Source organism: Providencia sp. PROV223 (assembly GCF_028479245.1).
GTDB classification, from domain to species: domain Bacteria; phylum Pseudomonadota; class Gammaproteobacteria; order Enterobacterales; family Enterobacteriaceae; genus Providencia; species Providencia rettgeri.
Map to the genome: position 1 here is coordinate 34,762 of NZ_JAMPNG010000008.1, position 15,370 is coordinate 50,131.

13 protein-coding genes are annotated in these 15,370 nt (G+C 39.1%); 3 read left to right on the top strand and 10 right to left on the bottom strand.

Going from position 1 to position 15,370, the window contains the following annotated elements; genetic code table 11:
• Positions 1-200: 200 nt before the first annotated feature.
• The 6 genes from PR767_RS10960 to PR767_RS10985 all read right to left on the bottom strand — a co-directional run bounded on the left by PR767_RS10960 (position 201) and on the right by PR767_RS10985 (position 6,814).
• Positions 201-2,195: a TonB-dependent receptor plug domain-containing protein gene (locus tag PR767_RS10960; RefSeq protein ID WP_272520326.1), complete on the bottom strand. Its 1,995-nt coding sequence runs from the start codon at positions 2,193-2,195 to the stop codon at positions 201-203.
• A gap of 132 nt (positions 2,196-2,327) precedes the next feature.
• Positions 2,328-3,173, bottom strand: a complete 846-nt coding sequence (modD, locus tag PR767_RS10965; RefSeq protein WP_272520327.1) for a ModD protein — start codon at positions 3,171-3,173, stop codon at positions 2,328-2,330.
• Positions 3,170-3,988: a class I SAM-dependent methyltransferase gene (locus tag PR767_RS10970; RefSeq protein WP_115166476.1), complete on the bottom strand. Its 819-nt coding sequence runs from the start codon at positions 3,986-3,988 to the stop codon at positions 3,170-3,172. Before PR767_RS10970 ends, modD begins: the two co-directional genes overlap by 4 nt.
• Positions 3,989-3,999: 11 nt before the next feature.
• A complete protein-coding gene (locus PR767_RS10975; RefSeq protein WP_272520328.1) occupies positions 4,000-4,767 on the bottom strand; it encodes an ABC transporter ATP-binding protein in 768 nt (255 codons plus the stop codon).
• Positions 4,764-5,780, bottom strand: coding sequence for a FecCD family ABC transporter permease (locus PR767_RS10980; RefSeq protein WP_004915197.1), 1,017 nt, complete (start codon positions 5,778-5,780; stop codon positions 4,764-4,766). Before PR767_RS10980 ends, PR767_RS10975 begins: the two co-directional genes overlap by 4 nt.
• Positions 5,777-6,814, bottom strand: coding sequence for an ABC transporter substrate-binding protein (locus tag PR767_RS10985; RefSeq protein ID WP_272520329.1), 1,038 nt, complete (start codon positions 6,812-6,814; stop codon positions 5,777-5,779). The genes PR767_RS10980 and PR767_RS10985 overlap by 4 nt, the downstream gene beginning before the upstream one ends.
• Before the next feature lie 200 nt (positions 6,815-7,014).
• On the opposite strand from PR767_RS10985, the gene gntR reads away from it, so the two are divergent.
• The 3 genes from gntR to gntU all read left to right on the top strand — a co-directional run bounded on the left by gntR (position 7,015) and on the right by gntU (position 10,335).
• Complete coding sequence (gene gntR, locus PR767_RS10990; protein ID WP_109913062.1) at positions 7,015-8,010, top strand: gluconate operon transcriptional repressor GntR; 996 nt, start codon at positions 7,015-7,017, stop codon at positions 8,008-8,010.
• Between the two features lie 430 nt (positions 8,011-8,440).
• Positions 8,441-8,980, top strand: a complete 540-nt coding sequence (gene gntK / locus PR767_RS10995) for a gluconokinase (protein ID WP_102140240.1) — start codon at positions 8,441-8,443, stop codon at positions 8,978-8,980.
• A complete protein-coding gene (gene gntU, locus PR767_RS11000; RefSeq protein ID WP_109913061.1) occupies positions 8,980-10,335 on the top strand; it encodes a gluconate transporter in 1,356 nt (451 codons plus the stop codon). Before gntK ends, gntU begins: the two co-directional genes overlap by 1 nt.
• An 86-nt stretch (positions 10,336-10,421) precedes the next feature.
• Here the strand turns inward: gntU and PR767_RS11005 are convergent, their stop codons facing one another.
• The 4 genes from PR767_RS11005 to PR767_RS11020 are packed head-to-tail and all read right to left on the bottom strand — an operon-like array spanning position 10,422 to position 15,368.
• Complete coding sequence (locus tag PR767_RS11005) at positions 10,422-12,407, bottom strand: ATP-binding cassette domain-containing protein (protein WP_272520330.1); 1,986 nt, start codon at positions 12,405-12,407, stop codon at positions 10,422-10,424.
• Positions 12,394-12,906 carry a hypothetical protein gene (locus PR767_RS11010; RefSeq protein ID WP_272520331.1) on the bottom strand — a complete coding sequence of 171 codons (513 nt, stop codon included), beginning with the start codon at positions 12,904-12,906 and terminating at the stop codon, positions 12,394-12,396. The genes PR767_RS11005 and PR767_RS11010 overlap by 14 nt, the downstream gene beginning before the upstream one ends.
• Positions 12,907-12,910: 4 nt before the next feature.
• Positions 12,911-14,161: an HlyD family efflux transporter periplasmic adaptor subunit gene (locus PR767_RS11015; RefSeq protein ID WP_272520332.1), complete on the bottom strand. Its 1,251-nt coding sequence runs from the start codon at positions 14,159-14,161 to the stop codon at positions 12,911-12,913.
• Positions 14,142-15,368: a TolC family protein gene (locus tag PR767_RS11020; protein WP_272520333.1), complete on the bottom strand. Its 1,227-nt coding sequence runs from the start codon at positions 15,366-15,368 to the stop codon at positions 14,142-14,144. Before PR767_RS11020 ends, PR767_RS11015 begins: the two co-directional genes overlap by 20 nt.
• Between the last annotated feature and the right edge of the window lie 2 nt (positions 15,369-15,370).

Below are 15,370 nucleotides of genomic sequence, written 5' to 3' on the forward strand. Positions count from 1 at the left end.
ATTAATTGAAAGATTTAGTTTTAATTTGATGTAATTTCAATTAAGACTTATCTTGCCTTTAATTTACAACCTTCTTTTCTCGCCCTCTAAAGCTTACTTTATGGGGTTTATGTTTATTATTTTTGCAGGAGCACAGATTAATCTTATTTTATTTATATAATATTAGGCAATGATTAAAGTCATTGCCTAATATATTTAGATTAGTATTTATATTCAATACCTAACCAATAATTACGACCCTCTTCGATATACCCATTAGTATATTCATATGATTTATCGAATAAGTTATTAACTGATGTATTAACAGATATTCCTTGTCCAAAGTCATAATCTAAACGTAGGTCAGTTTTGGCATATCCACGCACTTTGCTATCTGCATCGACATAATTAAAGGCCCAGCTTCTTGCTTCTTCGGTTACAGTGATGCTGAATGGCTCATAAGGGGTAAATTTCACCCAAGCGAAGGCTTTGTGGATAGGTAATTCAGCAACATGTTTAACGCTGTAGTGTTTTGGATCAGCATGAATGTAGCCGTAACTTAAACCCGCTTCCAACCAATCGGTAATTTGCCCGTTAGTCCCTAAATCAATGCCAAAGTAGTCAACTTTGCCGCTGTTACGATTTTCGAGTATATAACCTCCATCCTGATTAGTACCGACACGATGCGCCATAATGGCATCAGTTACATGGTTATAATAGAGACTTGAAGTATATGACCAAGTGGGTGAGATATGTCCCTTGTAAGTCAAATCATAGGTAAGAGCACGCTCAGTATTGATATGTGGGTTAATGACGAATGTGTCGTCACTTTTCATTTTTTCTTTGGTATAACGCTCTTTTTGCGTTGGGAAACGGCTTCTTTCTGATATAGAAAATTGAACGGTATCTTTATTTTCTAAATGATAGCGAGCCATGACTTCCCAGTTGAACGCATGTTGGCTATTGCCATCGTATTTTTCAAAATCACCAGATTTGTAATCATAGCGCTTACCATCAGCACTTTTGCGCCAGTCATAGCCAATACCACCAATAATATCTAAGTTATCCATGGCAACCCATTGATATTCGGTAGCAATAGAATAGGTATTATCTTTATAGCGGTCGAATGGGACATCTCTTTTGGCGCGTGCACGGTGGACATCTTCTTTCCAGTGTGCAGCAAATGACAGCATATCTAATTCACGCACGGTGAAGTCAACACGCATGTCAGCACCGTTACTGTAATCATCGTAACGGCTGTAGTTATAAAGGCCTTTTTCGTAATCTTTGACAGATTTATACTGATGAAGCGTATTTTTGAACGTATCGTGGTATAGGCGACTCTGTAAGGCGATATCGTCGGTGACTTGGGTTGTACCGTTGAAATAAATGCTTTCTTTATCATAAGCAGGCCACTGCCAAATTTGTTGTTTTTTATTCGTTACGCTAGGTGGACTATTTTTATCACCCTCTTGTTTTAAATAAGTCACGACGTATTCATCTGCTTCTCGTGGTGTCCAGCCTACTTTCACCATCATACGTTTGTCATCAGTTGCTGAATTCGGGCGACGGCCATTATTACCCGCTAATGGGTTATTATTTTCTGAGCCCGGTATTCCCATAAAGCGCTGCTTATATTGACTGCCACTGACTTGAATAAAGCCGAGATCGTTACGCCCCCCTAAACGTGCGCTGATATTGTGGGCGTTATCTGCACCGCGAGCAAAACCTTGGTTTAAGCTAATATTGGCTTCAAAGGGTTTTTGAGGCGTGGCGGTGGTTAAGTTGATAGCCCCGCCCATCAGGTTCGGGCCTTGTAATAGAGAGGTATAGCCGGTAGATAGCTCTACGCTGGCTAGCTCGCTAGTCATAAAGCGGCCAAGGTCTAGCGTACCGTCATAAGGCACGTAAGTTGGAATACCATCAAAGAAAATAGGTACTTGGCGGCTATCAAAACCACGTACATTGACTTGAGTTTCATTGCGGTTTCCTGATTTTTGAATAGAAACTCCTGGCATGGTACTCAGCGCCTGTGCGACGCTTGTTTTATTCAGCTGCTTCATTTGGTTTTCTGTGATGATGTTAGCATCAGCGGCAAGCGGGGTGCTCCAAACGGACATCACATCGGTATTTTTTTCAGTGTTAGGTGAGGCTGAGTAGCCCTGTGTCGTGAATAAAGCCATCCCAATCCAATAGGTAATTTGTTTTATTTTCATTATGTTTTTCCAGTTTTGTAAATAACGATATATTATTTTTTATATAACGATATGCGTCATTAACCATAAGTGGATGCAGCCTACGGGGTAGGCTGTTTTTACGAACGATTTTTCTGACGCTAACTTCTTAGCTTACTGCTTAAAGATCTTCACTTTTATATCTCGGGGTGCTGCGTAGTAAGGCGCTGATGTAACTAAGAGTGATACACCAGTTTGCGCGAATGCTTCTATTGTTTTTAAATTAATTCCACCTGCAATCGATAGCTGGCAAGGCCGGTTTTGCTGCTTGGTGAGTTCTTGTAGTTGCTGAATTTGTTCAATGGGCAGTTTATCGAGTTGTACAATATCGGCTTGCGCATTGATTGCAAGAATGGCCTGTTCGTAATCATCAGCCTCGACAATAATCATTTTTTCTGGGGCTGCTTGGCGCAGTGTTTTTATATGGTTTGCCCAATCATCTGGATTTTCAAGGCATTGACGATGGTTGGTGAACAGTAAAATGCTTTCTGCGCTACCCGCTCGATGAATAATAGCGCCCCCTGCCAAAATCGCAGTTAAGGCAAGAGGCTTGGTATGAGGAATAGTTTTTCGAGTACACGCAAGCTGCCCATCCGGTTGATATTGGCGCAAAATACTGACCATTTGCTGAGTGTAGTGGCTGACACCACTACACCATTCAAGCACGTTTTGCACCGCTTTCCAGCCTTGATGCAAGGCTTCAATCGGCCCAGTGGCAGAAATTAAAACACTTTGCGGCTCAACAAGTTGGCCATCTTGAAAGTGGCAATCACAAGAGATCCCCAGCTTCTCTAGCATGCGTTTGGCGATAATCAGCCCACTGATACAACCTCCGAATTTGGATGTAAAGGTTATTACACCCATTTGAGACTGCAAGCCGAGTGCCCGTGTGGTGAGGTCACCGTATTGAATGTCATCTAGCAGTAGTTGGTCGATTAATGTATCGGGTAGGTAAATCATAATGTCAGTTCCGATTCATCAACCACATCCCAAGATACCATCGCCCAATCTCTGGATGGATAAGGAATTGTTTTACCTAAAGCCGTTTGTTCATCATAGTACTTACGTAAGATAGCGGTTTCTTCTGGTGTGATATTTTTAAGAGACCAATTGACGCTGTCAGCGAAAGTGTCAAAGCTATCAAACCCACCTTTCTTAGGACTTTTGATAAAATCAACGCGCGCATTAATGCCCATTTGATGCAAAATATTCACGGCGTAAATGTAGGTTGGCAAACGAATAACTTCGCGGCCTATCTTGCGAATAATGTGTTCATCAATAAATGTTGGGTTGATGGTATGAGTGGTGTAAACCCGTAATTTTGTTTGGCGATTGAGCTTGAGTAAAGCGGCTTTTAAATCATCAACGAGTGTTGAACGCGATGCCACTGAAATATCCACTTTTGGCAATGAACTCCAATCATCTTCCCATGCGAGTACTTCAAAGCGTGCATGGTGAATAGCGAGTTCTTTTGCGCGCAGTTCAGCCATCTCAAGCATGCCACGACTATAATCAATACCAATAACATCTTTGAATTCATTCGCAAGACACAGGCTGATGGAGCCAGGGCCGCAGCCCACATCAAGCAGTGTTTCAGCACCTGTTAAATCCATTAATTTGCGAAACTGGACTAAATATGGGTCATTGGGGTTAGCGCAAGTTTGCGCCATTTGTTGTGCTTTTTTATCCCAATGTTCCGGTTCTTTACGGCTTCGTTGAGCTTGTTGCATATGTTGCTGGTACATTTTTGCAAAATCGATTTGATTGATTAACATGGCTTCTGACCTTAACTAGAAAACGCTGATGGAAACTGAAAGTGAGATTGAATGCTATGTTTATCCACATTATAGAGGGCTGCTAAGTTAGTAAGTGTTAACATACATTTAGATAACCCTTGCCTTGCTTTGTGGTGCTTATCGAGCAAAATAACATTATCAGCGATAGCAGCGGCATGCTGTGGATGGTGAGTTGACATCAAAATTGTCATACCGTGAGATTTTAATTTTTCTATTTGCTCAAGTAGGCGAATTTGATTACCAAAATCAAGGCTAGCGGCAGGTTCATCCATAATTAGAAGTAATGGTTTTTGTATTAAAGCCCTTGCTATCAATACTAATTGTTTTTCTCCTCCACTAAGCGTGCTGTATAGGCGTGATGCTAAATGTGAGATATTCAGATGCTTGAGTTGTTGATAGGCTAAATTTTTTTCTGTTTCTTTAGGAACCGAAAATAATGAAATATGCGGTGTTAAGCCCATCATAACCATATCAAGTACCGTGAAGGTAAAGGGGGTATCATGAGCTTGAGGAACATAGGCGACAGTTTTGGCGATTTCGCGGGGTTTAAGGTTCTTAATCTCTTGCCCATTGAGCCAGACCTTACCTTTAATTGCCGGTAATAGTCCCAGTAAAGTTTTCATTAACGTGGTTTTACCGCAGCCATTGGCGCCTAATAAGCAGCTAATCTCACCTTTAGGTAACGAAAGATTAATACCGTCAATGATTGATATGCCATGATAACCAATAGCGACCTCTTGCAAAGACAAAATACTCATTTCACCCGCCTTGTCTGTAACAAAATAGCCAAAAAGAAGGGGGCGCCAATTGCGGAGGTTAAAATGCCTATGGGTAATTCAATTGCCGCAATAGTCCGTGCTAAGGTATCTGTAATGAGTAATAAAATAGCACCAATTGCCAGTGATGCAGGGAGTTGATAGCGAAAGTTAGCGCCCACTATCATTCGAGTGATATGAGGCACAATCAAGCCTATCCAGCCAATAATTCCCGCAATAGAAACCGCACTTGCCGTGAGTAAAGTGGCACAAACAATGAAGATAGCACGAGTTAAACTGACATTGATCCCAAGGCTTTTGGCTTCTTCATCCGATAAACTGAGTAAATTCATTCGCCAGCGTAATAATAATAACGGAATAATACCGATAACCATCATCGGTAACACGGAGACTAGGTCAGCTTGGGTAATCGATGACAATCCACCTAACAACCAAAATGTGATGGAAGGCAGTTGAGTGTAGGGATCGGCAAGAATTTTCATTAAGGAGATGGCAGAACCACATAGTGCACTGATGGCAACACCGACCAGTACCAAGGATAAAATAGGATCATGCTGCCGCGCTAATCGAGCAATAAAACAGACTAAGGAGACGGTGATTAGCCCACCAATAAATGCGCTCAGTTGAATGTAAAATAAGGATTGGCCAAAGAAAATACCGATAACAGCACCCACGCCAGCACCGGCGGAAACGCCTAAAATATCAGGGGAAACTAATGGGTTACGGAACATACCTTGGTAAGCCGCTCCTGCAATAGCCAGACCTCCACCAATGACAATAGCGGCTAACGTGCGAGGAAATCGTATTTGCCAGAAAATGGTTTCATGGCGCGGGTTGCTCAACTCGTTATGAGAAGATAACTGGCTGACAAATAGATGATAAAGCTCATTGAATGTAAGTGAGTACTTACCACTTATTAAGGCGATAATAAAACTTATTAATAAAATGATGATTAATAAAAAGGATCTTCTCCCTTGTCTCAGTACATCATTCATGATTTTTCCATGAGCAAATCAACTTGCTGTGCCGTTAATGATGAATGGTAGAAATGAGTAAAAAACTCAGCGATATCATGCTTAATATTCGCAGCAATATTTTTATCAAAATGGCTTTGTAGGCGTCTCATTCCCAATAGGCGGTTAACCCCTGGAGGCCCATCTAACCAACCAAATGGCATGCCACTAAATAGTAATAATTGGTTGTTGGCAATGGCATCAAGGCCTCTCCATAATGCGAAATTTGTCATTAATTCAATGGATTCGTCATATTGAGTTATAATGATGTCAGGGTTCCATTGATATAATTGCTCCATAGAAACCGTAGTCAGACCATGGAAATTAGGAATATCAACCACATTACGTAACCCGAGCATTTCAATCGCTTCAGTATGAATTGAGCCTTTAGCGCCAGTTTCTAAACCTTTTGCTCCTCTTGCAAGGTAAAAACTCAGCGATTTTTGTTGGTTTTGATTGGCAAATAAAGTGGCATCATTAATATAGCGTTGAGCGAGTTGGCTCAATGTTTGAGCCTGCGGGATAACGCCTAATATTTCACCTAGTTGTGTAAGTTGTTGAGGTGAATCTTTTAACCCGCCGGCGATTAATAAATAAGGTACATGAGTTTGTTTGGCGACCTTTTCCGCTTGTGAGAGATAAGTTTCGTCAATGTTTCCAGTATCAATGATCAAATCTGGGCTATAAGACAGCAGCTGCTCAAGAGAAAGGGTGCTCCCACGGCCTGCTAAGCGGCCATAAACAGGCAGCTCAAGCCATTGTGGTGCAAAAAGGCCGGTTTGCCCTTTTTTCAGCGAAATAGAGGCGAAACCCACCATCTTTTCAGGAGCTAATGCGAACATCAGTAAGTCGGAAGGAGGACCTGAACTGATGACTCGGTGAATATTTTCTGGTGCTGGGAGTTTTCCAAATATGGCCGCTTCGACGGCTAGGCGAGTTTGTGCAAAGCTCGGCAAGCTGTAAAAAATAGCCAGTGCTGCACTGGATTTAAGGAACTGCCTACGATTGATTGCCATAATCTAATTTTATTGCTTCGTTATGATAATAATTATATAACGCGAAAATTAGCGGAGTCATGATAGAGAGTCAACTATAAAAGTTGCCGTGCTCAGAAAATTCGATGTTTATGTGATGTAAATCAGTAACAAAGATTGCTATCCATTAATAGATAGCAGAACATAGTTATCGTTAACGAATTGGATATCGCTTTGAACTTATGAAGAAAAAAAGACCTTCTCTGCAGGATGTTGCCGACCAAGTTGGCGTCACAAAAATGACGGTGAGCCGTTTTTTACGAAACCCAGAGCAGGTTTCAGAAGCTTTGCGCGATAAAATTGCTCAGGCGGTGGAGGCTTCCGGGTATATTCCAAATAAGGCGCCCGATATTTTATCGAATTCAACCAGCCATGCCATTGGGGTATTGCTCCCATCTTTAACTAACCAAGTTTTTGCCGAAGTCATCCGTGGAATTGAAGCAGTGACGGACCGTCATGGTTACCAAACCATGCTCGCTCACTATGGTTATTTAGCAGAAAAAGAAGAAGAGCGGCTGACCTCGCTACTTTCTTATAATATTGATGGTGTGATTTTAGCCGAACGAACACATACTGAACGCACGTTACGTATGCTGAAAACTGCGGGGATCCCCGTTGTTGAGATTATGGATAGCGTTTCACCTTGCCTAGATATCGCAGTGGGTATCGATAACTTTGAAGCTTCCCGCCAAATGACCCAAGCGATGATTGAGCGTGGCTGCCGTAAAGTTGTGTATTTAGGGGCAAGGCATGATGAGCGTACTTTTATTCGTTTAAAGGGTTATGAGCAGGCCATGCTCGATGCAAATCTTGAGCCTCGTAATGTGATGACACAAGCGAGCTCGTCATATTCGCTAGGTGCCCAACTACTGCACGATTGCCGCGCTAAATACCCAGATACCGACGGTTTATTTTGTACCAATGATGACTTGGCGATAGGGGCGATTTTTGAGTGTCAACGTCTAGGGATTCAAATCCCACAAGACCTTGCTATTTCAGGTTTTCATGGCCATGACGTAGGGCAAGTGATGACGCCAAAACTGGCAAGTATTTTGACGCCAAGGGACCAAATGGGGCGCAAGGCGGCGGAAGTTTTGTTGGCGAGAATGTCTGGTAAGAAGCTTGTCGAGACGCATTTTGATGTGGGGTTTAGTCTCCTCACTGGCGAAAGTATCTAATTTTATCCGTCATACTTCGCGCCGTAGCGTCGTTGCCCGCACTTGCTAACTCTAGTCACATACTTGTGTATGCTCCCAGAGGTTAGCTCGATTGGCGTCTAGCTACAACACGAATTATTTAGGATAAAGAGCAAGCTATAATGCGAGTTATTAATTCAAATTATTTCGGGTAGCTTTATCCGTCATACTTCGCGCCGTAGTGTGAATTATTTACGATAGCTTTATTTGTTGAACTTCAAATTATTAAAAACTCATATCTTGGCACCCTCTATATTATTGCGATAACTATCACAGTTCTGCTTTTTTCTTGGCCAATTTTATTGCTAAATAAATCCTCACTGATGATAATGTTACCCGTAACTTGTTACCGGTAACAAATGCCGGTTTTTAACTAAAGCCAGGACAATAGTGAATATCTGAGGAGTTTCCTATGAATGATACCCAAAAACAAAACTATACATTTGTACTAATGGGGGTATCGGGTAGTGGTAAGTCTGCTGTTGCCACAGGTGTCGCACAGCAACTGCAAGCTGCCTTCCTTGATGGTGACTTTCTTCACCCTAAATCAAATATTTTAAAAATGGCATCGGGTCATGCATTAAATGATGATGACCGTAAACCTTGGCTAGTTGCATTGAACAATGCCATTTTTGCAATGCAAAGAACAAATAAGGTATCTCTGGTGGTGAGCTCCGCATTGAAAAAAAGCTATCGAGATATCTTAAGAGAGGGGAACCACAACCTCTATTTTATTTACCTAAAAGGTGATGCGGTTGTTATTGAAGAAAGATTGAAAGCACGTAAAGGGCATTTCTTTAAACCTGAAATGCTGAAATCGCAATTTGATGCCTTGCAAGAACCTGGTGCGGATGAACCTGATGTGCAGGTTGTTGATATTCGCCCATCCTTAGAAAACGTGATTGAAAATACGTGTTCTACTATTCGTAAGATTGTCGCTGGAGATAACTAATGAATACCCCAGAAACATTAAGCACGTTAACGCTCGTGCTGACGGCGGTTGGCTCGGTCGTTTTACTGCTCTTTTTAGTGATGTATGCTCGTTTACACGCATTTGTCGCGCTCATGATCGTTTCTATTGGTGCGGGTTTGTTTTCAGGTATGCCAGTACAACAGATCACTGAAACCATGCAAAAAGGCATGGCGGGAACCTTAGGATTCCTTGCTATCGTAGTCGCTCTCGGAGCAATGTTCGGTAAAATTCTGCATGAAACAGGTGCTTTAGATCAGATTGCGAATAAGCTACTGAATCTGTTTGGTGAAAAAAATGCGCATTATGCAGTGGGTGTCGCAGGGTTGATTTGTGCACTACCACTCTTCTTTGATGTGGCGATTGTTTTGTTAATCGGTGTGGTGTTTGCGGTAGCGAACCGCACTGGCCATAACGTTGTTCGCCTTGCTATCCCATTATTTGCAGGGGTTGCCGCTGCGGCTGCGTTCTTATTACCGGGGCCAACACCAATGTTGGTTGCATCACAAATGGGTGCAGACTATGGCTGGATGATTTTAATTGGGCTATGTGCTGCTATCCCAGGCATGATTTTAGCAGGACCTTTATTTGGTAAATTTATCAGTAACTTTGTTCATATTGATATTCCTGCAGATTATCAAGCACCAAATACAGAACATGGCAAAATGCCAAGCTTTGGATTTAGCTTGTGTTTAGTGCTTTTCCCATTGGTATTAGTGGGTTTAAAAACCATCGGTACACATTTAGTTGAAAAAGGAACCACGCTTGAGCATTGGTTAGAGTTTATCGGTCATCCTTTCACCGCATTACTGCTAGCGTGTTTACTGGCGATTTATGGCCTAGGTTTCCGTTATGGTATGGATAAAGAAAAGGTCATGGCAGTTTGTTCTGCAGCGATTCAACCAGCTGGGATCATTTTATTGGTGACGGGTGCTGGTGGTGTATTTAAACAAATTTTAGTGGATTCAGGTGTCGGCCCTGCGCTAGGTGATTCTTTAATTGGTGCTGGTTTACCGATTGCGGTTGCTTGCTTTGTATTAGCAGGAGCAGTACGTGTTATTCAAGGCTCTGCAACGGTTGCATGTTTAACCGCAGTAGGCTTAGTACTCCCAGTTATCAGTGAGCTAGGTTACTCAGGAGCACAGCTGGCGGCTTTAGCGATTTGTATCTCTGGCGGTTCATTGATCTTAAGCCATGTGAATGACTCCGGTTTTTGGCTATATGGAAAATTTACTGGTGCGACAGAAGCACAAACGTTAAAAACATGGACGGTAATGGAAACTATTCTTGGCACGACAGGGGCAATTGTTGGTATGGTGTTCTTTATGTTCTTGTAATACGGTTCATAAAAACACACCAAAGTTAAATTCATTGAATGAAAACTTAAGCAAAGCGCCCACAATTAAGTGGGCGTTTTGCTTTATTAGCTCAAGCTAATTTTAGGAATAACAATTTCATTGTGATGCTGTGGGGAGTTAATGCGTTTAGCGTGACCCGATGATAATTCAATATGTGCTGTAAAAAATGAGGCTAACCCTAAGTCGTGAGTAGAAAAGAAAATAATTGATTTGTTTAATTTAAACTCTTGTTTCATTAATTGTAAGAATGAGAGTGCATCAGAGGTTGCCATAAATGATGTTGATTCATCTAAAAATAGCATGTCAGGTTGTTTTAATAGAGCAAGGACGAGCTGTAACTTTTGTTTTTCCCCGGTAGAGGCGGCGATGTCAGTGACGAGTGTATCGTCTAATGTTTCTTTACTTATCAGTAAATTCGGGCAACATAATTTGGTTAGTCGAACAATGATACTGTTATCGAATACACCGTAGAAATTAAAATTGTCACGAATGCTGCCATGAATGAATGCTGAAATACCATTATGGTAGGCAATTTTTTCGGTTAAAAAGGATTGGGAAATTTCATCGATACCAATACCATTGATTGTAATATCCCCTGATGAGTATTCTGAAGTCCCACATAAGGCTTTCATTAATGATGTCTTTCCTACTCCTGAAGCACCTGTTATACCGATAACATCACCGGGTTTGGCTTCAATATTGAGCTGGTTAATAATCGTTTTGCCATGAATATTAACGCTAAGATTTTTTGCACTAAAATGTGTTATTGAATCTGTTGTTATGCCATCTACTTTAAAATGAATAAGTGGATTGTTTTTTAACTGAGCAATACTGGATTTGATATGAAATAGATGTGTTTTTACTATAAATAAGCGATTAATCGCACTTGTAATTGCACCAGAAAGTCGACCATTAATGATCATTACGGCGATAATAGAAGCTAAGCTTAAGCTTCCGTCACCGATAGCCAAATAGCTAGCTATGTACATTACTATCATGGATAAAAACGTATTTACTTTGATAATTTCCATCCAATGGTGATTGGCCTCGTTTAGTTTTAATTTTATTTTTTCATCTTCATTGGTTTTTATGCTGATGTACTGCTTAAAATAGTCATCTCTGGCAAAACAAAGCTCATGTTTTTTTTGTTCTAACGAGTAGTACATGGCTGATTTTTCATAGTTTAAGGTGTTAGCTCTTAGCATATTTTTGTAGGATAGAAAGCGGATGTGCAGACATAAAAAGATAAACCCAGCGTAATAGCTCAATAGCAATAATGAATAAAGACCTAACATGCCAACAATACAAAATGAAAATAAAATAGCTAACCCAATATCATAAATAATTTGTGGCTTAATTTCCCATACCTGTAAGATTGATGCTTCTGCTGTTCTTACCTTAATTGAGGCACTTTTACAGCTAGATTGTTTTAATAAGTTAACAAAATAACGATTAAAAATACTGATATTAAGCTTTATTTTTTTTATATTTTGTTCATGAATAATATGTTTGATGAAAAACTCTAAGCCAATGACGACAATAAAAATAAAACTGATATACAATAAAGAGCTTACAGATTCGCTATAAACTAACCGAGAATTAAAGAGATTTGAATATAATGGAAGTAGTAGCGCAAATACAATTAAAGGTAACGAAAATAAACTAGACTTTGGTGTTAGTTTGATTAGTGATTGGTATATACTATCTTCATTAAGTGTTTTTTCATTAGATGAAAATGAAAATAAATTTTTACTTTCAATGAGTTGCGGTGTTATGGTTAGATCGGTTGTTAAATTGGTCAGCTGACCACTTTGATTTTTGATAATAATATATTTTCCATCTGTTATCTCCATAATAAAGAGTAACGGTAGTTTTTTTTCACTGAAATCAATGATGGGAATATATTGATAAGTGAAAAAATCATTATCAATAAATTCGTTTATATTATTTAGTATATATTTATTGTCATAAGAGAGTGCTGGAGGACTAAATGGCTCTCCTAATATCTTAAAATATTGATTAATGATGTCGTGGAAACTACTTTCTTTCATTTTCTTCACTCTTCAGGAAGCAAGCATTAACCCCTTGATTATCTTCAATAGGTTTTAACGCTTTAATGTGTACATTAGGTGTGTTTTTTTTAATCAATACTGTGTTATAGATGGTGTAGGTCATTGCGGCGTCAAAAGATATGTTATTTCCATAACTGCAATAAACATCAATAGATTTAACTTTTTTATTAACAATTAATTTCAAGGTATCGTGGCTAAACATTAATGATTTCACTATGTTATTGCCATTGCCATTGCCATTGCCATTGCCATTGCCATTGCCATTGCCATTGCCGTTGCCATCGCCATCTGCATCGCTACTATCGTTATTTATAGATGAGGAAGTTTCAGTATTGTTGTCATCAATTCCGATAAATGCAGTTTTACCTTTATTTTGTTCAGCTGCCATTGTACTCGATAACACATTGGCTAAGAGTACGGCCATGAGTAATGTCATGGTTGCAACGGCAGCAGATAATGCAGAAATAAAACCTAACATAGGGTCACCAAACGTTAAATGTCATGTTATCGCTAACTAATGCGGTTAAATAATGAAATACTGAAATCTCTTTACTTGAGATATAGAGCATCACCGGTAAGCCGTCATGCTCTGGAAGAAGCTCGGTATTTTGTTCAGGTGTAATTTGTACTGAATAATAGCGTTCTTGGTTGGTTCGTTCTCTGTCAGTGAAGGAGTCAGCGCTAATTTTTGTGACCTTTCCGCTAATGATTTTTTTAAATCCGGGGGAATTTACCACAATTTTTGCTGGCAGTTTCGGTGCGATAAAAGGGCGATATTTTGCTAATATTTTGCCTTCAATGACTCGTGTATCCTGTTGTTTTTTAATTACCATCACTAAATTAGAAGCTTCAACATAAGAACCTTTTTCTAAATCTTTTTCGATGCTTAGTACCACACCATTCGCTGGCGATAACACACTATTCGCTCTTATTTTATTGCGCAGTAAATCCATCTGCCCACTGTTTTCTAATTTCTCTTTTTTCAAACGATGAAGGAGAGTTTCATTTTCTTGGATCTCACCGATAAGCCGCGCGGTATATTTTTTTTCTAGCAGTGAGATTTCTCGTAATAGCCCTTGAGCATTTAATTCACCTGATGTCATCAGTGCTTGAGTACGGCTAAGTTCAGCATTATTATTGAGTTTTTCAATTTCAGGAGCTCTTGCATTTTTTAATAATGAGTCCTTTTTTTTCAGAATGTTAATCTGCTTTTCTAGTTCACTAGATTCTTTAATTTGTGAGATATATTTATCCCGCAAATTGCTTATTTCCATGTGTAAGAGAATGTGGCCATAGAGCTCTCTATAGGCGCTTAATGTTTTACTCTGTAACCCTTTCGCAAAGAAAAAATATTCAGACTCTGTTTTTATACTTCCATCAAGGATCTTATTTAACAATTTTTTATTTTCTTCTAACTCATTAATACGTTCATTAGCAAATGTAACGAGGTTGGTTAATGTTTTTTCTTGATGAAAGACATCTAAATTCGTATAGGAAAATAAAATTTGCTCTTTCTCGACCTTATCACCAGTTTTTATCGCGAATTGGTTAATAAACCCAGACGCTGGGCTGACTATTTCTAGTCGGTTGGAGACACCTGAGATAACTCCCTCTCCTGGAGAGGATATTTCGATTTTAGCTAATAAAATATACCCAATAAATAAGGATGTGATACCGAGAAGTATTTTCACCTTTTTAGGTAATTGATTTAGTTTATTTAGATAACGTTTCAATTTCAGTTAACTTCCCTGTTAATTGGATATATTCCATTTTGTTTTTCATATCAGCAATCATTAACTCAGCGATGCGTCTTTCCATTGTTAACATATCAAAAAGTGTATTCACCATTTCATAGAAAGAGGACTGTGATATCTCATATTCCCTTTGTTGGCTATTAATTATTGAACGCATAGTCTTACGTTGTGCATGCAGCCCTGTAAGTTCAGTCGAATTTGAGTTAGCAATTAGTTTTAAATTTTTAATTTTAGCGGTTGATTCTTTATATTTATAATCTGCTTTTCCTTTTGTTGCTTCATACAGTTTTAGTTGAGATTTTTCGCTCAGTATTTTATCAAGGTCAAAAATATTTAATTTAACTTCCATTCCCATGTAAGATTCGTTACGGCTTCTAACTTGATCAATAAATCGTTCTTCAGCAATAACATTAACATTCAAGAATGGGTTTTGTTGATAAGCATTTTCTTTCATTGCCTCAGCTTGCATGCGCAGCAAGTTATATTCATTATTTTGTTGTGCATTTTCACTATCAATAACGGTTGCTTGTAATTTTTTTAATAGATTTTTGGGTACTTGTACACCTTTCGAAGGAAAGGTAATCCCCGATAAAAGCTCAATATTTGATTTATATTGTTCAATCTCTTTTTCTATATTCTGTAGTTCTGTTTCAATCCGTTGCATCAACAAAGAGGCTTGCTCAACATCACTGTATTTTGCTATGCCACTTTTATAACGGTGAGTAATGAGCTTGAAAATATTTTTAGCATTATTATTTAAATCAGCTGTTGTTTTTGTTAGCTCATTGAGGTAATAAATACCAATTAAATTATTTGTTGTTGAGGTGTAAAGTTCTTCTTTTTCTTTGTTTAGTGAAAGTGCGGAAATTTTTAATTTCAAGTGTTTCTCATTAAACCGGTGACTTAACGCAGTGTCATAGATTAATGAACTGGCAGTAATATGACTACTGGTACTTCCATCATGGCTTTTTGTTTTTCCTGATGCTGATATTTTAGGTAGATAATAATAATCTGTCTGTTTTGCTCTAAGGTTTTCAGCCTCTAATTCTAACGCTTTTATTTGAACTGGATTAGAATTTTCTAATACTCGGTTAATAAAGGTTTGAAAGTTTTCTGTGCCTTGATTGGCAAAACTATAACTTGTTGATAGTAAAGTTAATAATAAACCTAATGTGATAGGGCGCATAT

Excerpts from the sequence above, each read along its gene's own strand:
- gntK (WP_102140240.1), top strand. The coding sequence starts at position 8,441 with ATGAATGATACCCAAAAACAAAACTATACATTTGTACTAATGGGGGTA.
- PR767_RS10985 (WP_272520329.1), bottom strand. The coding sequence starts at position 6,814 with ATGGCAATCAATCGTAGGCAGTTCCTTAAATCCAGTGCAGCACTGGCT.
- PR767_RS10975 (WP_272520328.1), bottom strand. The coding sequence starts at position 4,767 with ATGAGTATTTTGTCTTTGCAAGAGGTCGCTATTGGTTATCATGGCATA.
- PR767_RS11005 (WP_272520330.1), bottom strand. The coding sequence starts at position 12,407 with ATGAAAGAAAGTAGTTTCCACGACATCATTAATCAATATTTTAAGATA.
- PR767_RS11020 (WP_272520333.1), bottom strand. The coding sequence starts at position 15,368 with ATGCGCCCTATCACATTAGGTTTATTATTAACTTTACTATCAACAAGT.
- gntR (WP_109913062.1), top strand. The coding sequence starts at position 7,015 with ATGAAGAAAAAAAGACCTTCTCTGCAGGATGTTGCCGACCAAGTTGGC.
- PR767_RS11010 (WP_272520331.1), bottom strand. The coding sequence starts at position 12,906 with ATGTTAGGTTTTATTTCTGCATTATCTGCTGCCGTTGCAACCATGACA.
- PR767_RS10970 (WP_115166476.1), bottom strand. The coding sequence starts at position 3,988 with ATGTTAATCAATCAAATCGATTTTGCAAAAATGTACCAGCAACATATG.
- PR767_RS10980 (WP_004915197.1), bottom strand. The coding sequence starts at position 5,780 with ATGAATGATGTACTGAGACAAGGGAGAAGATCCTTTTTATTAATCATC.
- gntU (WP_109913061.1), top strand. The coding sequence starts at position 8,980 with ATGAATACCCCAGAAACATTAAGCACGTTAACGCTCGTGCTGACGGCG.
- PR767_RS10960 (WP_272520326.1), bottom strand. The coding sequence starts at position 2,195 with ATGAAAATAAAACAAATTACCTATTGGATTGGGATGGCTTTATTCACG.
- modD (WP_272520327.1), bottom strand. The coding sequence starts at position 3,173 with ATGATTTACCTACCCGATACATTAATCGACCAACTACTGCTAGATGAC.